Below are 25,363 nucleotides of genomic sequence, written 5' to 3'. Positions count from 1 at the left end.
CGGGACTAGAGGCAGTGTGCGGCTACCAGCCGCGCTCAGGAATCGTTTCGAGCGTGCGCTTGAGATCCGACATAAAACGATCTGCGTCGGCGCCGTCCACCACCCGGTGATCGAACGAGAGCGAGACATACGCGCAGGTACGAATCGCAATGGTGTCTTCCCCGTCCGGACCCGTGATGACCTTGGGCCGCTTTTCGATGGCGCCGAGGCAGAGGATCGCGGTAGTGCCCACCGGAATAATCGGTGTGCCGGTCAGCGAACCGAACGTGCCTGGGTTCGTAATGGTGAACGTGGCGTCTTGAGCGTCGGCCGGGCCGAGCTTTTTGGAACGCGCGCGTGACGCGAGGTCGCCAGCGGCCTTCGCGAGTCCGCTCAACGAAAGATCCTCGGCGTGCTTGATGACTGGCACAATGAGACCCGACGGCTCGAGCGCCACGGCGAGACCGATGTTGTAGCGCTTCCGGTGAATGATCTCGGTTCCGTTGACCGCGGCGTTCATCAACGGATGACGCTTGAGGACCTGCACCGTCGCCTGAATGATGAACGGGAGATACGTGAGCTTCTGCCCGTTCTGCGCTTCAAAATCGCCGCGCAACGCCGTGCGCACACGGGCGACACGCGTGAAGTCGAACTCAAAGAAGGTCGTCACATGCGCCGCCACGCGGCGCGCCTGCGCCATGTGGTCAGAAGTCAGACGGCGCATCTTGGACATCGGCTCCACCACGTCGCCCGGCCAAGCCGTTGCCACTGGCGACGCGGACAGATCCATGGCGGGCACGGCGTGCGCGCCGCTGATCATGCCGGCCTGCGCAACCATTGGCATTGGCGCGCCGCTCTCGATGAAGTGCTCGAGGTCACGCTTGGTCACGCGTCCGGCGATCCCTGTTCCGGTGAGCGCGGCAATCGCGATGCCCTTGTCGGCGGCAATGCGACGCACGAGCGGCGAACTCTTGGTGCGCACGCGTTCCTCGAAGCTGCCATTCGGTGCACTCGGAGCCGCCGGTGTGCGCGGCGCGGCCGCGGAGACGCTCGCCGCCGAACTCGCGACGGGCGCGGCAACTGCTGCCACTGCGGCCACTGGTGCGGGCGCGGCAACCGACGCGGTGAGCGCAGCACCTTTTTCTGTTTCAATTCGGGCCACGACGGTGTTGATGCCGACCGTCGTCCCTTCCTTGATGATGATCTCCGCCAGCACACCCGCGATGGGGGCCGGAATCTCAGCGTCCACCTTGTCGGTGGAGATTTCGAAAATCGGCTCGTCGCGCTTGACGTCGTCACCGACCTTCTTGAGCCAACGGGACACCGTCCCCTCGGCAATGGACTCCCCCATCTGGGGCATAATCACGTCTACGCGAGCCACCGATCGTTCCTCTAGTCTGATTGCGGGCGTTTAGCCGGTTTCGACATCGCCCGGATCACGAGCACCGGGAGACTCACGGCGCCCAAGGCACCGCCGACCATCGCATAAATGTACCAGTTGCACGCCGGAACGCCCGAGCAGGCCTGCGTATGCGTCAGGTAGGCGACCATCTTCGACAGGAACGCGAAGACCATCGCCCCACTGAAGAGACCGAGCCAGGCGGTAAAGCACCCCACGAACACGCGACGCGCGAGCGGGGCGCGGGGCGCCTCCGCTTGTCCGTCAGCGGCACTCTCCGGACCGGTCATTCGCCTAGTACGCGGCGGTGGAAGCGTGCCGAGCGTCCACCTGCCGGTGCAGGCGGACAAAGAACTTCTTCACATTGCGGTCGAGCCGACTCTCACCCTGTGCCGAGGTGTGTGCTTCGACGAAGGTGTAGTGCCCACCTTCCATCTTGACGGTCAGCGTCAGCGTGTGGACTTCCTCGGGCGCGCCGACCACGCCTTCAAAGGTCCGACTCCGCGCGGCGGACTGCGTTTTGCGCAACCCGATCATCGGAAAGAAAATGTCGGCGTCGGCCAAGACGGCGTCGGGCATCACACTGGTGCGATGAAAGTGCTTCACGGTTTTTTCTCGGTAGCGCCGGGTTCCTGCCCCGGACGGATGAGCTGTCGCCAATCGAGCGTCCGCTGCAACGGCTGCGTCGAATCAGCGCGAAACTGGACTCCCATCGCCCACTCACCTGCTGTGAGAAACGTGAGAGTCGCATGATACGTCCCCACCTCGGGGCCGTAGACAAACCCGTCGTAAATCGAGTGACGGTCGGCATTCGTCGCAAAAATGCGCCCCTGCCCGCTCACGATCGGCTGCCGCGTCTTTTTGTCACGCACCGTGACGGTGTAGTGCGTCGGTTCTTCGGCGAACGGCGGGATGACGTCGGCGTGAATGCGAATATCGAAGTCGTCGGTCCACCCGCGCTGGTCGGTGACCGGCTGCGACGGGCCGCAGCCGCCCAACACGAGAGCGGCTGCCAACGGCATCCAGCAAAAACGAAGCGAGAGGGTCATGGTCAGAACTCCAGGCCGAAGTGGGTACTCTGCGCCGCTCCCAGCACGTGACGACGGGCATGCACTCGTGTCGTCATCTGCACAAAAAGATTGTGCTCGGATTGGAGCCCCGCAGCGGCCATCAGCGATTTGTAATAGAAGCTTAACGACTCTTGAATGCCCTTCACACCTCAGCGCACAAAAATCTTTCAGTTCGCCCCGCCACCCAGGTGCGGAGAGCACTCCACCCCACTGCTGCGGCGCTAGTGCGGCAGCCGCGACCGCGTGGCATCTCGTACGAACAGCATGCGCTGAATCGCGGTAATCCACGCCGTCACCGCAAGGAGCGTCACGACGCCGCCCAACACCCACCCGCCGAGCGCGAGGCCAAAAAACGCCTGGGGCGCCGAGAGCAGCACCACCCGCTCGGGGCGCTGCATCCAGCCGACTTTGGCATCCACGCCAATGAGCTCGGCACGCGAACGCGTGTAGGACGTAAGAAAGGTCCCGATCAGCGCCGCAAGGCTGACGGCGACCATCGGCACGCTGTGATAGGGGCCGTTCGTAGACCAAAACAGCGTGAGACCGCCAAGGACCGCCCCGTCCGCAATGCGATCCAAGGTGGAATCGTAAAAAGCGCCGAAATCGGTCGCCTGCCCCGTACGGCGGGCGACAGTCCCGTCGAGCACATCAAAAAACGCGGTGAGACCCAGCACCCATCCCGCGAGGTGGATATGCGCCGTCGCGTAGAGGGCGCCCGAAACCACCATGCAGAGGGTGCCGAGCGTGGTGATGGTGTTCGGGTTTACTCGCCGCCGCACCAGCGCGTCGGCCAGTGGTTCTATTAGCCGCAGATAGCCAGCGGTAATCGCTCTCCAGAGGGTCAGCATTGCGGCAATGGGTGCGGGATCAGCACGAGGCCAATACGGCCTAACTGCTTGTGGTGTAACATAATACGAGGCCGATGCCCGTGAACAATGGCCCCGTCAAAGGTACGTGCCACCCGCGTCTGCGCGGTAACCGGACGGATTAGCGATAGAGTTGATACCGACGCATCCGATCGCGCCACGCCAGCACCAGCGGCAGTTGCTGATCGAGCACGCTATCCGGGTCATCGCCGCGGAGGATTGCCTCGCGCGCTGCTGTGGAGCCAAAGAGTTCGTCAAATCGCGGCTGCCGCAGGGTCAGGGAGTCGCCAGACGTTTTGGCAATCGCCCACAAGAGCGCCGCCCCCACTCTGGTTGGGCTCACGGCGTCGCGATCGGTGACAATGATGCGCACACCGGGCACGGTCACGCCCGAGTGTTTGTGATCGGTGGGATTGTTGGGGGTGAATCGCTCCGCTTCGAACTTCACCCCCGGGAGCAACCGTTCGCGCAACAAATCCACGACCTCGCGGCTCTTAAGCCAAGGCGCACCCACGCGCTGAAACGGCTCGCCCGTGCCTCGGCCTACGGAAAGGTTGGTGGCCTCAAACATCACCGTACCTGGGAACATCAACATGCTCTTGAGCGACGGCAGGTTGGGCGAGGGGCGAACCCAGGGGAGCTTCGTTTCGTCGAACCACTGCGCGCGCTTCCAACCGCGCACCGGCACGACGTGAAGGTCGGCCTGCAGCGAAAGTTCGCCATTGAAGAGCAACGCGAGCTCCCCCATCGTCATGCCGTGTCGCAGCGGCAGGGGGTAGATGGCGTGCGCCTTCCCTCTACGTCCGGGGACCGGATCGGCATCGTCGGCGAGGGCACTGTCGAGCATTGGCCCCTCAAGCCGCGTCCCCGTGATGGGGTTTGGACGGTCGAGGACTACCACGGGAATGTGCAGCCGCGCGCCGGCGCGGACGGCATAGAGCATGACGCCGATATACGTCCAGGTTCTCGTCCCGCTGTCTTGTAGGTCCACCACGAGCACGTCCACGCCGCGAAGCAAGGAGTCCGGCGGTGCGATCGTCCCCATCTTATACAGGGAGTGCACGACGAGGCCGCTCCGCGCATCCTTTTCGTCGTCGACGTCGGGGTGGTCTTCTGTCCCGCGCACGCCGTGCTCCGGGGCAAAGAGCGCAACGAGCTGCACGCGCGCTTTGCGGGCACGGACATCCTGCATGAGGAGGTCAATGTCGGACGTCCCGTGCTCGTCGATTCCCGTCTGGTTGGTCAGGAGCGCCACACGGCGATTCTGCACCAGTCCGATCTGTTCGTCGAGGAGCACCGTGATGCCCGGACGGACGCGCTCAGGCCGCCGAGTATCGCCGCGCGATTGTGCCTCGGCTCCCAGTGTGCAGATTAAGGTGGCTAGCGCCAGTGCCACTGTTCGATTCATCACCCGCCATCCTTTGTGACGATGCCCATGTTTCGCCGTGCGATTCTCTGCTGCGCGCTCCCCGTTGTCGCGTCGTGTGCTGCGCGAAGCCCGCAGCCGGTGCGACGCATTCCGGTTCCCGCTCCGTCAAAGGTCACACCGGCACCCGCCCCGCGGGAGCCCAGCGCCGCGGCGGCATCCGGCGTCGCCACTCCGCCGGCCGCCGCCGTACCGGCGAGCGCGGGTGCCTCAACGGCGATTGCCGCAGCAACCGACGCCTCCACGAGCGGCACCGCACGTCGGCGGCGCGCGCTCGCCGCGCCGGATTTTGAACCGACGCTCACCGCTCCGCTCAACGACGCCGCACGGCGATGGATCGACCAAACGCTGTTGAGTCTCTCGTTGCGCGAACGCGTGGCGCAAATGGTCACCGTCTGGCTGCTGGGCGACTACACCAGCACCACCGACCCCGCGTACGAAGAAGTGCGCCGCTGGGTGCAAGAGGACGGCGTCGGTGGACTTGTGATGTCGCTCGGCTCGCCGATTGAAGTCGCCGCGAAGGTGAACGACCTGCAGAAACTCGCCCGCGTGCCGCTGTTGGTGACGTCCGACGTCGAGCCCGGACTTGGACGGCTCGAGGGAGGCGTCTTCGCACCCAATACGTACGGCGCCGGGAGCGCGACGATTCTGCCAAGTGAAATGGCGATCGCCGCCACGGGCAAAGAATCAAACGCGGAACTCGCCGGCATCATTACTGGTCGTGAATCGCGCGCGGTTGGCATTCACATGGCGTATGCGCCGGTGGTGGACGTGAATAACAATCCCGCCAACCCCGTGATCAACACCCGGTCGTTTGGCGAAGACCCTGATCAGGTGGCGCGCTTCTCGGCGGCGTTCGTGCGCGGCGTGCAGGGTGAAGGCGTTGCCGCCACGGCCAAACATTTTCCTGGCCACGGCGACACCGATACCGACTCGCATAACGCCCTGCCCGTGGTGCGCGGCGACCGCGCGCATCTGAACACCACCGAGTTGGTGCCCTTCCGCGCGGTGATTGCGGCCGGTATCACGGGAATTATGACGGCGCACATCGCGCTTCCCGCAGTGCAGCACGACAGCGTTCCTGCCACGCTCGCCCCAGCGATCGTGACGGCGCTGCTCCGCGACTCGCTTGGGTTTAGCGGCCTCACCGTGACCGACGCACTCTCCATGGAGGGCGTCGGCAAGGGGTACACCGTCGAGCGGAGCACGGTACTCGCGGTGCTCGCCGGTGCCGACGTGTTGCTCAAGCCCACGGACACGCAGCGCGCGATCAACGCCGTCGTCGCGGCCGTCGAAGCGGGAGAAATTACACCCGCGCGCATTGATGCATCCGTGCGCCGGCTCCTAGAACTCAAACTCCGCACGGGGGCCGTGCAGCACCCGATCGTCGCGCTCGACTCGCTGCGCGAGATTGTCGGCGCCGCTCCACACCGCGCGCTGGCGGAACGCATCGCGGGCGAAGCCATCACGCTTCTGCGTGACGAACGCGCCCTCGTGCCGCTGCACGACGACAGCCCCACGCTTGTGCTCACCTACACGTCCGAAGCCGACGTGGAAGCCGGCCGCACATTCGCCAGCACGATTCGCGAGAGCCTGCCGCGCGCGCGCGCGGTGCGCATTTCGCCGCGCTGGACGCACGCTGCGCTCGATTCGCTGCTGCGCCCCCGCGAGCGGATTATCCTCAGCACGCACGTTCGCACCATCGAAGGGGAGGGCCACTTTGCCGTCGCCGAACACATTGCGCGCTGGCTCGACGGTGTGGCCGCGACGCGCCCCGTCATCGTGGCCGCGCATGGCAATCCGTATGTGATCCGCGAGTTCCCACATGTGGGGAGTTATCTCGTCACGTACGGTCGCGGCCCCGCACTCGAACGGGCCGCCGCGCTCGCCATCACCGGCCGCGCGCCCATCGGCGGACGCGCCCCGATTTCACTTCCGGGATATTTTGCGCGCGGCGACGGACTCCCCCGCCCCTTTGCAAGCGGCAATGATTCCGGACACGAGGTGATCGCGGTGGACACGCTACCGAAACTGCTCAGCGATTCGTTGCGCGCCCTGCTCGACCGCGCCGTGGCTGACAGCGCCTTCCCTGGCGCATACGTGGTGGTGGGTCGCAAAGACCGCGTGCTCGCCGAGTATGGCGCCGGGCATCTCGACGGGAAGAACTCGCCACGCCCAGACGCGAACACGCTGTGGGACATGGCCTCGCTCACCAAGGTGACCGCGCTCGCGCCGTCGGTGATGCAGTTGGTGGAATCCGGAAAAATCGATCCGACGGCTCCCGTGCAGCGGTATCTCCCCGAGTGGACAGGGCGCAACAAAGAACTCGTGCTGATTCGCCATCTCCTCACGCACAGTTCTGGGTTGCCAGCATGGCGCCCGCTGTACAAGGAAGCGAACTCACCAGATTCGGCGATGGCGCTCGTCTATGCCACCGCGCTCGACACCCTGCCTGGTGTGCGGATGGTCTACTCAGATCTCAATGCGATTCTGCTGGGTGAGATTCTGCGGCGCATCACGGGCCAGCGCATTGACGCCTATGCGGCGGAGCATGTCTTTGGCCCGCTCGGCATGACCGACACGCGATTCAATCCGCCGGCGTCGCTCTTGGCACGTATTGCGCCAACGGAAATTGATCCGTGGCGTCAGCGCCATCTGCGCGGCGAAGTGCACGACGAAAACGCCTTTGCGCTTGGCGGCGTGTCCTCGCACGCCGGACTGTTCAGCACGGCGCACGACATGACGCGCTATGCACAGATGTACCTCAACGGCGGGCAGCTCGGCGCGGCGCGCATTGCGAGTGATGCCACGGTGCGACGGTTCACGACAGTGGCGGATTCCACCTTCTCGGCCCGTGCCCTGCTCTGGGAAACGCCGAATGGCACCAACTCCGCTGGCCATCTGATGCAGCGCCCCGCGTTTGGCCACACGGGGTTCACGGGCGGCTCGCTCTGGGTGGACCCCGCCAACGATTTGTTTGTGCTGCTGCTCACCAACCGCGTGAACCCGACGCGCGCCAACACGAAAATCGGCGGCGTACGGCAGGCGGTGGCCGATCTCGTGATGCGGCTTGGCACTGGGGCTACCCGCCCGCCGCAGCCAGCGAAGTAGGCACGGACCGGGGACGGGACGCGGTTGCCGACGACTGGCAACTTCGTCCCGTCGGCCAGCGAGTTAGCGGGCCTTGGGGTTCACGCGCGAGGTTTGGCTGACGCCTTCCGGCATCACGCCAATGGTGAACTCCACCGACTGGTGCGCGTCGACCATGAGTCGAACGGGAAAGCCACCAGAGCGTCGAAACCCTTGGCCGCCAAACCCGATATTCAGTGTTTCGCCTCGGGTTGAGTCGGTTGAGGTCACGATAACACGCCAGGTGCCGTGCATGGGCTCATGGACGACGATGCTCGCCGTGCAGGCCGATTCCGATTCCTTTTCGCGACCATACCCGCCGCAGTCCACCCCAGCATCTGAGAGGGGCACCCGGCTGGCAAGCTCAAGTGAACTGGCGGTGACGGCGCGGCGCCCGTCAGGGGCAATAAGCTCCAAATCCACCGCGGCCGCGGCCACTGAGAGGTAGGGCCGAGCGTTTCGGTCGACGTCCACCACAATGGGCGCCGCCTTGGGCGCGGGCCGCGTGAGCAGCTTCCAGGCCACCGCGGCGCTTCCGAAGAGGAGGCCGGCAAGCCCGAGCGCCGGTACCAACTCCCGCGCCCAGCGCCTGATGGTGCGGTATCCTTGAGAGGGGTTCCCCATTGCCCTATATTTATGTCGTGGTGCGGCGTCGTGCTGGCACCCCCGTCTTAAGGAGATTCCCGTGAGCACAATTAATCAGCCCGAAGTCGCCGTCGTGATGACCGATGCGGCGGGTGTCGAGGTTCAGAAGTTCATGGCGGCAGAAAACGTGTCGCCGGATGTTGGTGGCCTGCGCGTCGCCGTGCAGCCGGGCGGTTGCTCCGGCTTCAAGTACAGCCTGCTCATCGAAGACAAACCCGCTGAGGACGACGCCATCGTCTTGCTCAACGGCTTCCGTCTCTTCGTCGATCCGTTCTCGATGCAGTACCTGGGCGGCGTCACGATTGACTACGTGACCTCCATGCAAGGCTCAGGCTTCACGTTCAAGAACCCCAACGCCACCGGTGGTTGCGGTTGCGGTAGCTCGTTCAACGCCTGAGACTGCGTTCCACCGCGGGCCGCTGCGCTTGATGCCGCGCTCGTCCCGGTGACGTCATCGAACGAGGCCCGCGATTCCCAAGGGGATCGCGGGCCGTTTCACAATCCCCCATATGTCTTCTAGCGCACTCGAAAAAATCACCACGGTCGCGGTGGACGCGCACAACGACCTCGCTCGCGTGGTGGCGGAACGGATCGCCACGCTCATCCGTGAACGCGAGGGCTCGAACCGCCCCGTCGTCCTCGGGCTCGCGACCGGATCGACACCGATCGGCGTGTATCGCGAACTCATTCGCATGCACCGGGAGCAGGGGCTGAGCTTTCGGAACGTCGTGACGTTCAATCTCGACGAATACTGGCCGATGCCGCCCGAGAGCATCCACTCGTATCACCGCTTCATGTGGGAGAATCTCTTTTCCCAGGTGGACATCGATCCCAAGAACGTCCACATCCCGAGCGGGATGACGCCGCGGGCCGATGTGGAGCGGACCTGTGCCGCGTACGAGCAGGCCATTCGCGATTTGGGTGGTATCGATTTTCAGCTCCTCGGCATCGGAAAAACGGGACACATCGGTTTTAACGAACCGGGGTCTGGTGCCGGGAGCCGCACGCGCCTCATTCACCTCGATAACGTCACGCGCCGCGACGCGGCCGCGGATTTCTTTGGCGAGGAGTTTGTCCCCAAGGAAGCGATTACGATGGGCGTCGCGACCATTCTCGAGGCGCGCGAGATTGCGATTCTCGCCACCGGCGAACACAAGTCGCGCATCGTGCGCCGCGCAGTGGAAGGCGACATCAGCGTGGAAGTCGCCGCCACATTTTTGCAGCGTCACCCCAACACCACGTTCTATGTGGACGGGGCGGCTGCCGCGGACCTCACGCGCATCGCCACGCCGTGGGTGCTGGACGAAGTGGCGTGGACGCCGGAGCTCACCCTGCGCGCGGTCGTGTGGCTCTCGCTCACCACGGGCACCGCCATTCTCAAGCTGACACAGCAAGACTACGCCGAGCACCATCTCTCGTCGCTTGTTGCACAACGCGGATCGCCGGGCGCGGCGAACGGCGAAGTGTTCAACATCCTCGGCGCCAAAATCCGTGGCCGGTCCAAGTTGCCCCGCGGCAAGCGCATCATTGTGTTCTCGCCGCATCCGGACGACGACGTCATCTCGATGGGCGGCATCTTGCACAAGCTCGCACTCAACGACAACGACATCACCGTCGCGTACATGACGAGCGGCAACATCGCCGTGTTCGACCACGACGTGCGCCGCTACATTGACGTCCTCGAACGGTTGGCCGCCAGCGGGAGCATTGACGCGGCAAAGGTGAGCGGGTTCGCCGAGCGCGCGCGCGCCTTCCTTGCCTCGAAAAAACCGGGCGACGTCGACATCTCCGATATTCAAGATCTCAAGCGCATCATTCGCGAAGCGGAAGCGGTGAGCGGCATTGAAACGTCGGGGCTGCACGCCAAGTCCGCGCGTTTCCTCAATCTGCCGTTCTACCAAACGGGCAAAGTGAAGAAGGATCCGATCGGCCCGGCTGATGTGGCGATCGTACGTGCCCTGCTCGAGGAAAAGAAGCCGGAGCTGATTTTTGTGGCCGGCGACTTGTCCGATCCGCACGGCACGCACCGCATGTGCAAGGAAGCCATCGACGAAGCGCGTGCGCAGCTCTGGCCCACGGCCAAGGCACCGGGGCGTCCTGAAGTGTGGCTGTATCGCGGTGCCTGGCAGGAATGGCCCGTCACGGACGCCACCTGGCTCGTACCGATGGCGCAAGAGGAACTGCGCCTGAAGATCCAAGCGATTTTCAAGCACCAGTCACAGAAGGATTCCGCTCCGTTCCCGGGGCACGACGACCGCGAATTCTGGCAGCGCGTCGAAACGCGCAACAAGGACACAGCCGCGATGCTCGACCGCCTAGGACTGGCCGAGTACTTCGCGATGGAGGCGTACGTCGTTGAGTAGACTCGGAGTGCTCGATATCGTCGTCATTGTCGTGTACCTGGGCGGCACGGTCGCGCTCGGTACCTGGCTCGGACGCAACCAGCAGAACTCACGCGACTATTTCGTCGCGAACCGCTCCCTGCCCTGGTGGGCGGTGATGTTCTCTATTGTCGCGGCCGAAACGAGCGCCCTCACCTTCATCTCCGTCCCCGGACTCGCGTTTGTCGGAAACTTCGGATTTCTGCAGGTGTGCCTCGGCTACATCATCGGCCGGTTCGTGGTGGCGTACGTATTGCTGCCCCGCTACTTCCAAGGTGAGTTGGTCACCGCATACGCACTCCTCGAAACACGCTTCGGGCTCGGCGCGCGCCGATTCACCTCGATCGTGTTTATGGCCACGCGTGCGATGGCCGACTCCGTGCGCGTCTTTGCGTCGGCCATTCCCATTGCGCTGATCATCGGCCCCTCCATGCCCAAGCAATGGGTGATGCCCGCGGCCATTCTTTTACTCGGCATTCTCACGATCGTGTACACATATCGCGGCGGCATGCGCGCGGTGGTCTGGACGGAGTTGCTCCAAGCTGGCGTCTACGCCACGGGCGGCATCTCGGCAATCGTCCTGCTCGGACAGTCGGTGGACGGTGGCTGGACGACGATTCTTGACGGGGCTCGCGCGGCCGACAAACTCCGGGTGTTCGATTTTTACTTGGGCCTCGATCGCCCGCACACGATTTGGGCTGGCGTCATCGGCGGTGCGTTCTTGACGATGGCCTCGCACGGAGCGGATCAGACGATCGTGCAACGGATGCTGTCCGCTCGGTCACTTAAGGACGCCCAACGCGCGATCATCGGGAGCGGCATTGCCGTGCTCGTGCTGATGACGTTGTTCCTCACCGTCGGCATTGGGCTCTGGACGTACTTCAACGGCGCGCAGTTCAACTCGCCGGATACGATTTTCCCGACGTTTATTTTCCAACGCATGCCGCATGGCCTGGTGGGCTTACTGGTGGCGTCGATTCTCGCCGCCACTATGAGCACCCACTCTGGCGCCATCAACTCGCTGGCCGCCACGACGACGCACGACATTTACCTGCCGCTCACCGGCCACGGCGCCGACGAAGCCCGCACCTTCCGCATGGGTCGGTGGTTTGCCCTTGGCTGGGGTGTGGTGCTGACGGTGGGCGCGCTGCTCTTTCCCGAGGGACGCACACCAGTGGTGGTGATCGCGCTCTCCATTGCGTCCTTCACGCAGGGTGCGCTCTTGGGCGCGTTCTTCCTCGGTATGGCCAATCGTCGCGCCAACCAACGCGACGTGATCCTAGGGATGTCCGTGGGCATTCTGACCATGGCCGGCATCGTCTTTGCCAAACCGCTCGTGGCCTCATACCCGTCGTTTGCGTCGCTGCTTGGCCCCTTCGCCAATGTGGCGTGGCCCTGGTATGTGCTCATCGGCCTCACGATCACGATGACCACGGGTTCACTCTCGTCGCTCACGCACGCTTCCCCACCGTCTCCCACCCGCTAGTTTTCCGACTATGAGTTCATTTGTAATTGGAGTGGATGGCGGCGGCACCAAGACCACGGTGGTTGTCGCGGATAATGCCGGTGTGGAGCTCGCCTCGATCACGGGTTCGGCTAGCGCCGTACGCCCCGGCGGCGCCGAGCAGTCAGCCGACGTCATCGAAGAATTGATCGTGGCGGCACTGGATCAGGCGGGCAAGTCTGATGAAACGCCTGCTGCACTCTGCATTGGTGTGGCCGGCGTAGGCCGCGACGCCGAGTATTCCGCCTTTCTGGCGGAAATGACGCGCCGGAATCTGGCCGAAGACCTCGTGGTCCTCCCCGATGCAATGATTGCCTTTGCCGACGCCTTTGGCGACGACTCTGGCATCCTGCTGATCGCTGGCACGGGATCCGTGGCCTATGGACGCGCACCGGGGGGCAAGATGGCCCGCTGTGGCGGCTGGGGGCCTGTTTGCGGCGATGAAGGCAGCGGGTCATGGATTGGGCGACGCGCGCTGAGCGTGGTCACCGGTGCGTCCGATGAGCGCGAGCCGAGTACCGCGCTCCTCGGCGTGATCCTGACGCATTTACAGTTCGAGCAGCCCGACGAACTCGTGGCGTGGGCTGCGAAAGCGACGCCAGCCGATTTGGCGACGCTCACGGCTCCGGTGATGCAGTGTGCCGCGAACGGCGATCTGCGCGCGAACTCGCTGTGCGCACTCGCCGCTGAGGAACTCGTGCTGCACATCCGCACGCTGTCACGCCAACTGTTTGTGGACGAGCGCGCCGCGACCCCAGTGGCGCTCGCGGGCGGCCTGATGCGCCGCGGCAGCTACCTCCGCAAACTGGTGGAGCTGCGACTCAAGTCCGCCGTGCCAGGCACCCAGCTCCGCGCCGATGACGTGGTCCCCGTGCGTGGCGCCGTGCGCGACGCGCTGGCAATGCTGGCCCGCGCCTAAGCAGCGAGAAGCGGTTGGTGCGCGCGACATGTCGCGTGCACCAACCGCTCGTTTCTCCTGCGCCGCGGAGGCCGTAGCCCCCGCTAAACGCCTTAGCCGATCTCGCCGCTCGCCGACACCGGGTGCTCGGGGAACTCCCCTTCCCAACGCGCCATCACGGCCGTCGCGAGGCAGTTGCCAAGGAGGTTGATCGACGTTCGCGCCATATCCATCAGCGCGTCCACGCCGAGAATCACCGCAACCGCCTGGAGCGGAAGGCCAAACATCGCCAGCGCGCCGGACAGAATGACGAGCGACGCACGTGGCACCGCCGCGACGCCCTTCGACGTGAGCATGAGCGTCAGCATCATCAACAGCTGGCTCCCAATGGGCATGTCGATGCCGCCGGCCTGCGCGGCGAAGATGCTCGCGACTGCCAAATAGAGCGTCGAGCCGTCCAAGTTGAACGAATAGCCCGTGGGAAGCACAAAGGCGATAATGCGCTTGGGCAGGCCGAACTTCTCCAATGCCTGCATGGCGCGCGGCAGAGCGGCCTCGCTCGAGGCCGTGGAGAATGCGATCAGCCACGGCTCCCGCACCTGGCTCCAGAAGGCGCGGAGCGGAATCCGCGCCAGCAGCGCGATGGGAAGCAGCACGCAGAGCACAAATACGATGAGGGCCCCGTACAGCGTACCGACGAGAATAAACAGGTTCTTGAGCACGCCCAGCCCACTCGCCCCGACGGTCGTCGCAATGGCCGCACCAATACCAAACGGCGCGAAGGCCATCACAATACCGACGAACTTGAACATCACCTCGGACAGCGATTCGCAGAAGTCGAGCATCACCTGCTTCGGCTTCCCCTGCACGCGGGAGAGGCCCACGGCGAACAGAATGGAGAAGAAGACGATCTGCAGCACTTCGTTGTGCGTGGCCGCCTCAAAGAAACTCTGCGGCACCATGTGCTCGATCACGCCCGCAAACGACACTTCAGTCTTCGCGAACTCCGCGCCCTTATCGGCTGTCGCCGCCGCGAGATTTACGCCAACACCTGGCTTAATGATGTTCACCGCCAACAGGCCTACCACGAGCGCCAGCGTCGTGACCACTTCAAAGTAGAGAATGGACCGGAATGCGAGGCGCCCGACTTTCTTCATGTCGTCGCCATGTCCCGCAATCCCGACCACGAGCGTGCTAAAGAGCAGTGGCACAATGAGCGACTTGATCATGCGGAGGAACACCGATGACGTCGCCTTCTCGACCATCGCGACGGTCGGATGGTCGGCAGCCGGAAGGAAGTAGCCGAGGGCGATGCCCAGGACCATCGAGATCGCGATCCACTGCGTGGCACTAATGCGCGGTTTAGTCATGACCGTTGCGGCGAGCCGCTGCGAAGCGTGGAGTTTCTGTATCCGTACGCGAAGTACAGCACGAGACCAATCACTAGCCACCATCCAAACCGCTCCCACGCCACCGGCGGCAAACCGCGCATAACAAAAACGCACGCGGCGGCACCGCCCAACGCCACCGGCCACACGAACTTCACGCGGAACGGGCGCGGGCGATCGGGATCCGTCTTCCGTAGCACCAGCACGCCGATGCAGACCAGCACAAAGGCGAACAGCGTTCCAATGTTGGTGAGATCGTACGTCTCGCCCGCATCACCGATCAGCGCCCACGTGGCCACGAACGCGCCGGTGATCATCGTGGTGATGTGCGGCGTGCGGAACTTGGGGTGAATCTTGGCGGCAAACCGCGGCAACAGGCCATCGCGCGCCATCGCCATGAAGATGCGCGGCTGACCGTACTGAAACACCAACAACACGGCGCTCATCGACACCACGGCACCGAGCGAAATAATCCACGAAAAGCGCTGCAAACCCGCGCGGTTGAACGCTTCCGACAACGGGTCGTTGGCAAGCAGCTGCTGATACGGCACCAACCCCGTCGCCACCGCACCCACGACGATGTAGATGATGGTACAGACGAGCAACCCCATCAGGATTCCGCGCGGCATGGTGCGCTGCGGATCCTTGGTCTCTTCCGCCGCGGTGGAAATGGCGTCAAACCCGATGTACGCAAAGAACACAATCGCCGCACCCTGATGGATGCCGCGGAATCCGTTGGGCGCAAACGGATGGTAGTTCGCGGTGTCGATGTGCTGCACGCCAACAATCACAAAGAGCGCCAATACCGCGAGCTTCACGCCAACCATCACGTTATTGACCCGCGTACTTTCGCGCACGCCAATCACCAACAACCACGTAATGAGTCCGACAATCACAAACGCGGGCACGTTCAGTAGCACCGGCGTGCCACCGATATGCGGTGCGCTCTGCACGAGGGCGCGGAGCGGCGAGTCGGGTGGCGCGAGGATCACCTCGCGGTAACCGTGCACCATCCACTCGGGGAGATTCACCCCAATCCCAGAAAGGAGTGAGACGAAATAGCCGCTCCAACTAATGGCGACCGCCACATTCCCGACCGCGTACTCGAGAATCAGATCCCAGCCAATGATCCACGCCACCAGCTCGCCGAGGGTCGCGTACGAGTAGGCATAGGCACTACCCGCCTGCGGAATCATGGCGGCGAGTTCGGCGTAGCAGAGCGCGGCCAGCGCACAGACGGCGCCCAACAACACGAACGAGACGACCAGCGCCGGACCGGCGCCATACCGCACGACGGTGGTACCATCGGCGGCGAGTTGCCCCGCCGCCGCCGTGCCAATCGATGAGAAAATGCCCGCCCCGATCACCGCGCCGATGGACAACATCACCAAATCGACGGTCCCCATCGTACGGCGCAACCCCGAATGCTCGGTGTCGGCCACCATCTCGGCGATGGGCTTGCGCTTGAAGAGAGATCGCATGCGGTGCAGAGCCGGTTGTGAGGGCTACTCCAACAGCAGGAGGCGGTGCCTGGTAGACAGTAGACCGTTCACGTAGAACTGCTGGCTACGTGAACGGTCTACGGTATACGGTCTACGGCCTACTCGCTGTTGCCGTTCAAATGAACAGCGGGGCGAGAACGAGGGTGATGGTCGAGAGCAGCTTGATGAGCACGTGCAGCGACGGCCCGGCGGTATCCTTGAACGGATCGCCAACCGTGTCGCCGACGACCGCCGCCTTGTGGGCGTCGGACTTCTTGCCGCCGTACACGCCGGTCTCGATGTACTTCTTGGCATTGTCCCACGCGCCGCCACCGTTGTTCAGGAAGCCGGCCATCAAAATGCCAACCACCGTCGCAATCATCAGGAAGCCGGCGACCGCTTCAGCGCCAAGATGCTCCGTCGGTCCGCCGAGGAACTTGAAGATCAAGCCCACGCCGATGGGGAACGCCAGCACGAGGAAGCCAGGCAACACCATCGCCTTGAGGGCGCCCACCGTCACGATGTCCACGCACGCGGCATAATCCGGCTCTTCGGTGCCCAGCATGATGCCCGGGCGTTCCTTGAACTGACGACGCACTTCCGTGATCACGCTCTGCGCGGCCTTGCTCACCGCCGTCATCGCGAGCGATGAGAACCAGAACACCAACATGCCGCCGATGAGCGCGCTCACAAACACCTGCGGCTTGCTCAGGTCAACATGCAGCGGCTGCCCCGTGTAGTTCTTGACTTCGTCGAGGTACGCCGAAAAGAGCAGGAAGGCGGCCAGTGCGGCCGAACCAATCGCGTAGCCCTTCGTCAACGCCTTCGTGGTGTTGCCCACCGAGTCGAGTCGGTCCGTCTTGTCACGAATCTCAGGCGGCTGCTTCGACATTTCGACGATGCCGCCGGCATTGTCGGTGATCGGGCCGAACACGTCCATCGCCAAGATGTAGCCGGCGGTGCCAAGCATGCCCATCGTGGCCACGGCGGTGCCGAACAGGCCACCGGCAGCCACGCCGTCGATCATGATGCCACTTGCGCGGCCCACCATGAAGCTCGACACGAGCGCAATCGCAATCGTGAACACCGGCAACACCGTGGACTCCATGCCCACCGACAAGCCCATGATGATGTTCGTCGCCGGACCGGTCTGCGAGGCCTCGGCAATCGAGAGCACCGGGCGATAGCGGTATTCCGTGTAGTACTGCGTGATGAACACAAAGGCGATCGACGTGGCCACGCCGATCATCGCGCAGATGAAGTAGTGCCACCACGCATCGGGTGCGTCGGGCGTCACGAGCAGCCACTTGCAGGCGAAGAAGATCGCCACACTCACCAGTGCCGCCGTGATGTAGTAGCCACGGTTCAGCGCAGCCATCGGATCCGCGTCTTCGGTGGTGCTCACCGACATCACGCCGATGATCGACGCCACGAGGCCGAGCGACCCAATGACGAGCGGGAACAGGATGCCCGCCACGCCGAACGACTTGAACAGCAGCACGCCAAGAATCATCGCGCCGATGTTTTCGGCAGCGGTGCTCTCGAACAGGTCGGCGCCGCGGCCGGCACAATCGCCGACGTTGTCGCCCACGAGATCGGCGATCACCGCCGGATTGCGCGGATCGTCTTCCGGAATGCCGGCTTCGACCTTGCCCACGAGGTCCGCGCCGACGTCAGCGGCCTTGGTGTAGATGCCGCCACCCAGCTGTGCGAACAGCGCAACGAACGACGCGCCGAAACCGTAGCCGACGATGAGGAACGGAATTTTGGTCGCCCACACCGAGACGTCCGTGCCAGCCGGCGCAAAGAACGTCAGGATGGCAAACAGTCCGCCCACGCCGAGCAGTGACATCGAGACGGTGAAGAGCCCCGACACCGCACCGCCGCGCAGCGCCGTCTGCAGCGCCGCGTTCAGCGACGTGGTCGCCGCAGCGGCCACACGAATGTTCGTGCGGATCGACACCCACATTCCCATGTAGCCCGCAATGCCGGAGCTCAGCGCGCCCAAGAGGAAGGAGAGGGTGATGAAGACCGCGAAGACTTTCGGGTCACTCACCGGATCGGATTCGACGTGCGAACGAAGCACGCCGTAGCCGATGGCGAGGACGGCGGCCACCAGCACCGCGAGCATCGCGATGGTCTTGTTCTGGCGCCGTAGATAGGCTTCGGCGCCCGTCTGGATGGCATCGGAGATCTTCCGCATCTCCGGCGTGCCGGTGCTACGCGCGAGCACCCAGCGCGCGAGCCCGACGGCGAACACGAGGGCGCCGACCGACACGCCCAGAATGATCATCAGCAAGGTTGACTGCGAAGGCATTACATGAGGCAGTAAGGGGATTCAACAATGCCGACGAGCGCACAATGCGCCCGCCCGCGGGACAGAACTACACGGCGGAGGGTTTCCGCCACAACAGGTACACGGGGACGCCGAGCAATACGATCGCGAGCCCCGCCAGCGACTGCAGGCGCGTCTTGTCGGCCATGAGCAACGTCACCGCCACGCCGGACGCCAGCAGGATGTAGAGCGCCGGCAGCACTGGATAGCCGATGGCCTTGTACGGTCGCGCTTCATTGGGACGCTTCACGCGCAGAATAAACAAGCCGATCGTGGTCAACGCATAGAAGAGCAGCGCCGCAAACACCACATAGTCCAGCAACTGGTTGTAGGTGCCCGTCAAGCACAGAATGCTGCACCAGACCGACTGCAACACGAGGGCGTAGGCCGGCACGCCATTCTTGCTGAGGTCACCTGCCTTGGCAAAAAAGAGCCCGTCCTTGGCCATCGCCCAATAGACGCGCGCGCCGCTCAGGATGAGCCCGTTGTTGCAGCCAAACGTGGAGATGAGAATCGCGACCGCCATCACCATGCCGCCGCCAACACCAAACATGCTTTCCATGACCGCCGTGGCCACGCGATCCTGCGACGCGTGGTCGATGCCGCGCGCCATGACCGTGGCACCATCGGCCACACCATGAATGGGCAGGACGCTCAAATACCCAACATTGGTGAGCACGTAGAGCAACATGACCATGCCCGTTCCCAACAGCATCGCGAGCGGGAGGTTGCGCTGCGGATTCTGCACCTCAGCGGCGGCGAACGTCGGGCTATGCCACGAATCGGCGGAGAACAGCGAGCCCGTGAGCGCCGAGCCGAACGTCACGACGAAGAGCGCGCTCCAGGCCGGCGTCCCAGCGAACCACTTGCCAGGGCCAAAGTTGGCGGCGATCGCTTCGCTGTTCCGGCCGATGGTGACGGCCAGAAGCACCAGCAACGCCAACGACGCCGTTTTGACAAACGTGAGCGTCGTCTGCACCATCTTCCCCTGCTTCACGCCGCGCAGATTAATCCACGTCAGCACCCAGATGGAAGCCAACGCCATCAGGCGCTGTGTGGAAAGACCGAGTTCAACCGTTGATCCGCCGACCGTGATGTTCGCCTGCGGGAACCAACTGAAGCGTTCCGGCGAGATGGCGGGGAGCAACACACCCAAGAACTTGCCGAACCCGACGGCGACGGCCGCGATGGTTCCCGTCTGAATCACGAGGAACAGCGTCCATCCGTACAAAAAGCCCATAAGCGGGCCCATGGATTCGCGGAGGAAGGTGTACATCCCGCCGGCGCGTGGATACATCGCCGCCAACTCGCCATACGCGAGCGCACCGAGCACCGTGATCACGGCGGTGAGTGCCCAGGCAATCAGCAGCCAGCCCGGCGATCCCAACGTTCGACTGATATCAGCCGAAACGATGAAGATGCCGGAGCCGACCATCGACCCCGCGACGAGCATCGTCGCGTCGGTCAGCGTCATGGCCTTGACGAACTCGCCGCTACCGCCTGCAGGCTTGGTCATTTTGTGCCCGAAAAGGTTCCGGAATAATCGTCGGAAGTTACTGCACGGGCGCGGGTTAGGCCAGACCGCCACAGCCCAATTCGACCCGCTGAGCCGGGGCCTCGGCATTCACAAATACTCCGCCGGAACAGGCCGCAGCGGATCCAGAAATCGTCAGCTACGCGGGAGCGTCCGCGGTGACGTAGTAAATGTCTTTCACCGGCGTTCCGTCTGGCTTCACGGCGGCGCGAAAGCGCATGTCCTCGAGCATCGCCTTGACCTTCTTGTTGTAATCGGAATCCTTGCTGGGATTCCAGTCGAGGAGACGCGCGTTTCCTTTTTCGTCGATTTCGAACTTGGCCACCAGATGGTACGGACGCACCTTGGACGGCACTGGGAGCGGGAGCAACGGAAGCTGGACCAGCTGCGGTGGGAACACGCGCCCGTCGCCCCCGCCCGTGCCAGGGCCGTTGGCTGACCCGCGCCCGGTTCCAACCCCCGAGCCGACGCCACCTCCGGTTCCGGGGCCAGTTCCGGCGGTGCCGTCGTGGCCAGTTCCGCCCCCGGTGCCGGCAACCAGCGACGCGTCCTTGGTCGCCTCGGGTTGTGGCTGCGCCTTCGGGGGCTCTGGCTTCGGCTTTTCGGGCTCCGGTGGTTTGATCACTGGGGGCGGAACCACTGGCACCGGCACAGCGGTTGGCTGCGGCGGAGGCGGCGCGACCTGCATGTAACGGACGCGTTCCTGCACCACGCCACCGGTGCCGCCATTGCCGCCACCACCGCCACCGCGTGGCCCCGCCCCGCCAGCCCCATGTTCCTCAGGGACGAGCAGTTCGTGCACCCAGAAGGGGCCGATGAGCAGGAAGATGATCATCAGGTGAAAAAACAGCGACGCCACGGCGCTGCCGGCGCGATTTTCGCGCGGCAGCGGAATGCCGACGGGCGGCCGGTACGGCCGGTAGGGCCGTCGAGCGGGAGTAGAGGTTTCGGTCATGAGGGTCAGATAATGATACGGCGGGCGAACCCAAAAAGGTTCGCCCGCCGCGTCAAAAAATACGGATGCTGCGCTATTTCTTCTTGCCAGCGTCCTTTGCCGCGTCCTTGGGAGCCGCACCAATAACCTTCACGCCGCCGCCACGCGCGGCATCCATCGCGAAGATCACGTCTTGGAACGTCACCTCGGGATCGCCCTTGATGAAAATGATCTTCTCAGGGCGCGGATCGTAAATGTCCTTCAACCGTGACTGCAGCTTGTCAGCCGCCACCTTTTCACGATTGACGGCATACTCGGCGCCGGTGGCGCCGGGCAACACTTCGAGGACGATCTGATTCGACACCGAGTTGGCCGGCGCCACAGCGGGCGTCGGGTCCGGCAGCTGCACGTCGATCGCCTTCCGGCTCATCGGGATGATCATCATGAAAATGATGAGCAGTACGAGGAGCACGTCGATCATTGGAGTGACGTTGGGCTCGTTGGTCAGCCCCGCGTCGCCGCCTGCGGACATAGACATTAGGGGGTCTCCTTCTTCTTCATGATTTCAGAGAGGTTATCCCCTGGCACGACCGAAGAGGTGCCTGGCTTCTGATCCGTGATGAAGCCCGTCACACGCACACCATTGCGCGAGATGAGATCGAGGGCATCGATGACCTTTTCGTACTTGAGGTCCTTATGGGCCTTCACGTACATGATCTTGTCGATGGTGCGTACGTCATAGATCGCCTTGACGGCGGTCGCGACGTCCTCGGTCTTGATCGGCTTCTTGTTCAGGTAGTAGTGACCCTCCGCATCGAGGCCGAGGATTTGGTCGTTATCCTCTTCCGGATGCGGTTTCAAATTCGCGCCTTGCGGCGGAATCGCGGCGAAGCCCGCGTTGATCTGCGGGATTACGATCATGAAGATGATCAGCAACACGAGCATCACGTCGATCATCGGCGTCACGTTCGGTTCGGCCTTGATTCCGCCCCCACCCATCGACATCGCCATCGGATATTCTCCGTGGAGGAATTGGGGCTAGATCAGACCGCGGACTTGCCGGCGTTCTGCGCGGCGGTATTGAACTCACGGGTAAAGCGGCTACGGCCGAACTCGCCCGAGACGCCCTTGATGAGGTAGTCGATCATTTCCTTCGACGAATACGTCATTTCGGCCGTGATGTTATCGATCTTGGTCTGGAAGTAGTTGTACGCCCACACCGCCGGAATGGCCACGAGCAGACCGAACGCGGTCGTGATAAGGGCTTCGGCCACACCGCCGGCGATCGAGGCGATACCACCACCGCCGCCCGCGGCCATGCCCGTGAAGGCATTCACGATACCCATCGTCGTTCCGAGCAGACCGACGAACGGCGCCGTGGCGCCAACCGTCGCGAGCACGCCCAGGCCGCGCTTGATGAGCACGAGCGTCATCAGCATTTCACGTTCAATGGCGCGTTCGGCCGAGTTGATGTCGGCGACCGTCACCGAGCCGTCCTGAATGAGCGGCTTGATTTCGGAGAGCGCGTTGCCCAGCACGCGAGCGACGTGCGACTTCTTGTAGCCGACGGCGAGGTTGATCGCCTCGGTGAGGTTGTCTTCTTCGAGGAACTGCGAGAACTCGGGCGCGAACTTCCGCGTCTCGGTCTGCGCGCTCTTCAGGTACCACCACTTCTGGAGCATGATGGACAGCGAGTAGATCGACATGATCGCCAGGACGTACACGATGCCCTTGGCGAAGCCGCCCATCTGATTGTAGAGCTCGATCAGGGAGAGATTCATTTGAGCCTCAGAAAACGTTGGAACGACGGAAGATTACTTGGAAATCGCGAAGACGAACGGCTGCTGCACGAGCTGCTTCACCTTGCGCCCGCCCACTTCGGCCGGCAGGAACTTCATGTTCGGTAGTGCGTTGCGCACTGCCGATGCGAACAACTCATGCGACGTCTTGAGCACCTTATAGGTGTTCACTTCGGCACGTCCCAACGTGTCCACGACAAACTGCGCCAACACTTCGCCTTCGACACCGGCCGATTTCAGGATGTCGGGGTAGCGCGGCTGCGCTGATCCCGGCGCCTGCATGACCGGCTTTTCCACCTGGAACTCAAACAACGGTTGATCGTTGTTGATCGCCTGCGCGACGCCACCGGCCACACCCTTTTCGCGGCCACCGGCCACACCCTTGCCGGTGAAGTCCGCTTCGTTCGTCATCTTCTTGGTGAGATCGATTTCCGGCAGCACGTCAGGAATGTTCACCGGCGCGGTCAGCACCTGGAACCCCTTCGGCGGCGGCGGCGCTGCCGTCACATCGGGTGGCGGCGGCTTGGGCTCGTCCTTTGGCGGAGGCGGCTCGTCCTTCTTCACTTCCATGAAATCAATCTTCTGCTCAAGCTTTTCCTTGATTTTGCCGGCGTTCAGTGTTGCGTACGCCCCGAAGATGATCATCACGGTGTGCAGAATCACACTGGCGATAGTACCGCCGGTGCTCTTCTGTTTTTGCGGCTTTGACTCCAGCAGGTTGTTGAGCAAGATGCGACCCCTGACTAGTCGAGTGAACCGATCATACAGTGCCCACGGTGGGAGAAGCTACCATAAGGGCCAGCCGGACGGAAATAGGCCAACATTAAGAATTCCTTAAGTGGGCGTTAGCATTCCCCGGCCTTCGCGCAGTAACCCTTATTCCAAAACGGCCCTTCTCACGGCTTGTCCACGAGTTGTCCTACGCGCGGACCCCCTCATAACGCTGAACTCGCCCTCCAGCTCGATGTTCGTTGCCCTCCTGACGAGGTGCTTGACGAGGTGCTTGACGAGGTGCTACTAGACGATACACAACGCAGATGAGAACTCCACACCGGAGTGCGTGAGGTTCTCCTGTCATGCGGATTACGCTTTGATTGCGCCGCGCCGGATTCAGCGACGACGGTCGGCGTGCCTACGCCTCAGGACTCGGGGCGACCGGAATGCTCACGGTAAAGGTGCTCCCGCGCCCCATTCGCGACGCCACGGTGATCGAACCGCCGTGCGCCTGCGCGATGTACTGACTAATCGCCAATCCGAGCCCGACCCCGCCGCGCTCTGTCCGAGAGCGCGCGCGGTCCACGCGCCAAAACCGGTCAAAAATGAAGGGCAGATCGGCGCCGGCAATGCCAATACCGGTGTCGCGAACACTAAACGCTGCCATCCCCTCTCGAACCTCAAGCACGAGTTCCACCTGCCCACCCTTCGGCGTGTACTTGATGGCGTTGGTGATGAGATTCAGAAAAAGCTGCCGCAAGCGCACGCGGTCGCCGAGCACGGTCACGGGCACGAAGTTGGTGGTCAGCACCTCGTGACCCCCGGTCTCGCCGAGGATATGCGCAGTTTCGCCGACGTCGCGCGCGAGCGCATCGAGTTCCACCGGTTCGCGGTGAAGATCAAAACGCCCTTCGTCCGCTCGTGCCAACGTGAGCAAGGATTCCACGAGGTCGGCCATACGCGTGGTTTCCTGTAGCGCTTCCTCGAGCGCCACGAGTTGCTCGGTGCCCCTGGCCGGCGCGGTCATGGCGCGTTCGATGTCGGCACGCAGCACGGTGAGCGGCGTCTTCAACTCGTGGCTGGCGTCCGCCGTAAAGCGGCGCAATGCCGCGAACGACACTTCGAGGCGCGCAATCATGGCGTTAAGCGTGGTGCCGAGGCGGCCGATTTCATCGCCGTCGTGCTCCACGGGGATTCGCCGGTGCAACGAGCGCCCGTCGCTGATGGCTTCCACGTCGTCCACCATGCGATCAATGTGCTGCAAGCGGCCGGTGATCATCCACGCAATGACCAGCGACAAGAGGAGGATCACCGCGCCACTCATCGTCATCGAACGCACCACCTCGCGCGTCGCGTCCTCCACCGGCTTCAACGACATGCCCACGATCACCGAGCGTCGCGCCTGCCCCTGACGCGGAACATCCATGCGCTCGGCGAGCAGCACCACGTCGCTGTCGAGCGGCACGATGGGCTTGAGCCGGGGCGAGATGAGCGGAGCGTTCCGGAAGAGTTGGTCCTCGCGCTCGCGGTCACGGAGTCGCATGACGCGCTGAGAGGCGAACACCACGTGATCGGAATCGGTGACGATGACATACGCCGGCAGCGTTTCGAGCAGCACTTTGACGCGGGGGCTGAGCGAACCCACGGCAATCTGCTGGCTGCCGGATCGCGTCATGTTATACAGAAAGACCGGTGAGTCGCCGATCCCCGAGCCCGACAGGACTTCAATGGCGATCGACGCGTACACGTGCGCGCGCTCGCGCAGGTCTTCCTCCACCACACTCTTGCGCTGCGACCGCACGATCAACGTCATCGCGCCTAGGGTGCCGACGAGCGCGAGGGTGAAGGCAATACTAATGCGCGTGCGAATCGATCTCACGG

General features: G+C 63.4%; 22 protein-coding genes. 5 read left to right on the top strand and 17 right to left on the bottom strand.

Annotated features, from left to right (window positions below; translation table 11 throughout):
• Positions 1 to 22: 22 nt before the first annotated feature.
• The 6 genes from NTZ43_09145 to NTZ43_09120 all read right to left on the bottom strand — a co-directional run bounded on the left by NTZ43_09145 (position 23) and on the right by NTZ43_09120 (position 4,722).
• Complete coding sequence (locus NTZ43_09145) at positions 23 to 1,360, bottom strand: dihydrolipoamide acetyltransferase family protein (protein ID MCX5767372.1); 1,338 nt, start codon at positions 1,358 to 1,360, stop codon at positions 23 to 25.
• Between the two features lie 11 nt (positions 1,361 to 1,371).
• Positions 1,372 to 1,668 carry a hypothetical protein gene (locus NTZ43_09140; GenBank protein MCX5767371.1) on the bottom strand — a complete coding sequence of 99 codons (297 nt, stop codon included), beginning with the start codon at positions 1,666 to 1,668 and terminating at the stop codon, positions 1,372 to 1,374.
• A gap of 4 nt (positions 1,669 to 1,672) precedes the next feature.
• Positions 1,673 to 1,984, bottom strand: a complete 312-nt coding sequence (locus NTZ43_09135; protein MCX5767370.1) for a hypothetical protein — start codon at positions 1,982 to 1,984, stop codon at positions 1,673 to 1,675.
• Positions 1,981 to 2,427, bottom strand: a complete 447-nt coding sequence (locus NTZ43_09130) for a hypothetical protein (GenBank protein MCX5767369.1) — start codon at positions 2,425 to 2,427, stop codon at positions 1,981 to 1,983. Before NTZ43_09130 ends, NTZ43_09135 begins: the two co-directional genes overlap by 4 nt.
• Before the next feature lie 242 nt (positions 2,428 to 2,669).
• Positions 2,670 to 3,296: a CDP-alcohol phosphatidyltransferase family protein gene (locus tag NTZ43_09125; GenBank protein MCX5767368.1), complete on the bottom strand. Its 627-nt coding sequence runs from the start codon at positions 3,294 to 3,296 to the stop codon at positions 2,670 to 2,672.
• 139 nt (positions 3,297 to 3,435) lie between these two features.
• Complete coding sequence (locus NTZ43_09120; protein ID MCX5767367.1) at positions 3,436 to 4,722, bottom strand: DUF1343 domain-containing protein; 1,287 nt, start codon at positions 4,720 to 4,722, stop codon at positions 3,436 to 3,438.
• A gap of 21 nt (positions 4,723 to 4,743) precedes the next feature.
• On the opposite strand from NTZ43_09120, the gene NTZ43_09115 reads away from it, so the two are divergent.
• Positions 4,744 to 7,851, top strand: a complete 3,108-nt coding sequence (locus tag NTZ43_09115) for a serine hydrolase (protein ID MCX5767366.1) — start codon at positions 4,744 to 4,746, stop codon at positions 7,849 to 7,851.
• A gap of 63 nt (positions 7,852 to 7,914) precedes the next feature.
• Here NTZ43_09115 and NTZ43_09110 read toward each other — a convergent pair whose 3' ends face one another.
• Complete coding sequence (locus NTZ43_09110) at positions 7,915 to 8,493, bottom strand: hypothetical protein (GenBank protein ID MCX5767365.1); 579 nt, start codon at positions 8,491 to 8,493, stop codon at positions 7,915 to 7,917.
• 61 nt (positions 8,494 to 8,554) lie between these two features.
• Here NTZ43_09110 and NTZ43_09105 point away from each other — a divergent pair, with 61 nt between their 5' ends.
• The 4 genes from NTZ43_09105 to NTZ43_09090 all read left to right on the top strand — a co-directional run bounded on the left by NTZ43_09105 (position 8,555) and on the right by NTZ43_09090 (position 13,318).
• Entirely contained in the window at positions 8,555 to 8,911 is a 357-nt protein-coding gene (locus tag NTZ43_09105; GenBank protein ID MCX5767364.1) for an iron-sulfur cluster assembly accessory protein, read from the top strand.
• A gap of 112 nt (positions 8,912 to 9,023) precedes the next feature.
• A complete protein-coding gene (nagB, locus tag NTZ43_09100; GenBank protein ID MCX5767363.1) occupies positions 9,024 to 10,877 on the top strand; it encodes a glucosamine-6-phosphate deaminase in 1,854 nt (617 codons plus the stop codon).
• Positions 10,870 to 12,381 carry a sodium:solute symporter gene (locus NTZ43_09095; GenBank protein ID MCX5767362.1) on the top strand — a complete coding sequence of 504 codons (1,512 nt, stop codon included), beginning with the start codon at positions 10,870 to 10,872 and terminating at the stop codon, positions 12,379 to 12,381. Before nagB ends, NTZ43_09095 begins: the two co-directional genes overlap by 8 nt.
• A gap of 10 nt (positions 12,382 to 12,391) precedes the next feature.
• The gene (locus NTZ43_09090; protein ID MCX5767361.1) at positions 12,392 to 13,318 is read left to right on the top strand and encodes a hypothetical protein; all 927 of its coding nucleotides are present in this window, start codon (positions 12,392 to 12,394) and stop codon (positions 13,316 to 13,318) included.
• Positions 13,319 to 13,410: 92 nt separating this feature from the next.
• On the opposite strand, the gene NTZ43_09085 is transcribed toward NTZ43_09090, so the two are convergent.
• From NTZ43_09085 to NTZ43_09040, 10 genes are all read right to left on the bottom strand, one after another.
• The gene (locus tag NTZ43_09085; GenBank protein ID MCX5767360.1) at positions 13,411 to 14,667 is read right to left on the bottom strand and encodes a dicarboxylate/amino acid:cation symporter; all 1,257 of its coding nucleotides are present in this window, start codon (positions 14,665 to 14,667) and stop codon (positions 13,411 to 13,413) included.
• Positions 14,664 to 16,166: an amino acid permease gene (locus NTZ43_09080; GenBank protein ID MCX5767359.1), complete on the bottom strand. Its 1,503-nt coding sequence runs from the start codon at positions 16,164 to 16,166 to the stop codon at positions 14,664 to 14,666. Before NTZ43_09080 ends, NTZ43_09085 begins: the two co-directional genes overlap by 4 nt.
• Before the next feature lie 136 nt (positions 16,167 to 16,302).
• Complete coding sequence (locus tag NTZ43_09075) at positions 16,303 to 18,483, bottom strand: sodium-translocating pyrophosphatase (protein ID MCX5767358.1); 2,181 nt, start codon at positions 18,481 to 18,483, stop codon at positions 16,303 to 16,305.
• 67 nt (positions 18,484 to 18,550) lie between these two features.
• On the bottom strand, positions 18,551 to 20,017 hold the full coding sequence (locus NTZ43_09070; protein MCX5767357.1) for an amino acid permease: 1,467 nt from the start codon (positions 20,015 to 20,017) through the stop codon (positions 18,551 to 18,553).
• A 157-nt stretch (positions 20,018 to 20,174) separates the two neighbouring features.
• Positions 20,175 to 20,990 carry a hypothetical protein gene (locus tag NTZ43_09065; protein ID MCX5767356.1) on the bottom strand — a complete coding sequence of 272 codons (816 nt, stop codon included), beginning with the start codon at positions 20,988 to 20,990 and terminating at the stop codon, positions 20,175 to 20,177.
• 73 nt (positions 20,991 to 21,063) lie between these two features.
• Positions 21,064 to 21,507 carry a biopolymer transporter ExbD gene (locus NTZ43_09060; GenBank protein MCX5767355.1) on the bottom strand — a complete coding sequence of 148 codons (444 nt, stop codon included), beginning with the start codon at positions 21,505 to 21,507 and terminating at the stop codon, positions 21,064 to 21,066.
• Positions 21,507 to 21,980, bottom strand: coding sequence for a biopolymer transporter ExbD (locus tag NTZ43_09055; GenBank protein MCX5767354.1), 474 nt, complete (start codon positions 21,978 to 21,980; stop codon positions 21,507 to 21,509). Before NTZ43_09055 ends, NTZ43_09060 begins: the two co-directional genes overlap by 1 nt.
• A gap of 32 nt (positions 21,981 to 22,012) precedes the next feature.
• On the bottom strand, positions 22,013 to 22,750 hold the full coding sequence (locus tag NTZ43_09050; protein ID MCX5767353.1) for a MotA/TolQ/ExbB proton channel family protein: 738 nt from the start codon (positions 22,748 to 22,750) through the stop codon (positions 22,013 to 22,015).
• Between the two features lie 33 nt (positions 22,751 to 22,783).
• A complete protein-coding gene (locus NTZ43_09045; protein MCX5767352.1) occupies positions 22,784 to 23,497 on the bottom strand; it encodes an energy transducer TonB in 714 nt (237 codons plus the stop codon).
• A gap of 403 nt (positions 23,498 to 23,900) precedes the next feature.
• Positions 23,901 to 25,361 (bottom strand): HAMP domain-containing sensor histidine kinase, encoded by a 1,461-nt coding sequence (locus tag NTZ43_09040; GenBank protein MCX5767351.1) that lies wholly within the window; start codon positions 25,359 to 25,361, stop codon positions 23,901 to 23,903.
• Between the last annotated feature and the right edge of the window lie 2 nt (positions 25,362 to 25,363).

Source organism: Gemmatimonadota bacterium, from assembly GCA_026387915.1.
Taxonomy (GTDB): domain Bacteria; phylum Gemmatimonadota; class Gemmatimonadetes; order Gemmatimonadales; family Gemmatimonadaceae; genus Fen-1231.
The sequence above is the reverse complement of the archived record's forward strand: the minus strand, read 5'-3'. Positions and strand labels throughout refer to the sequence as shown.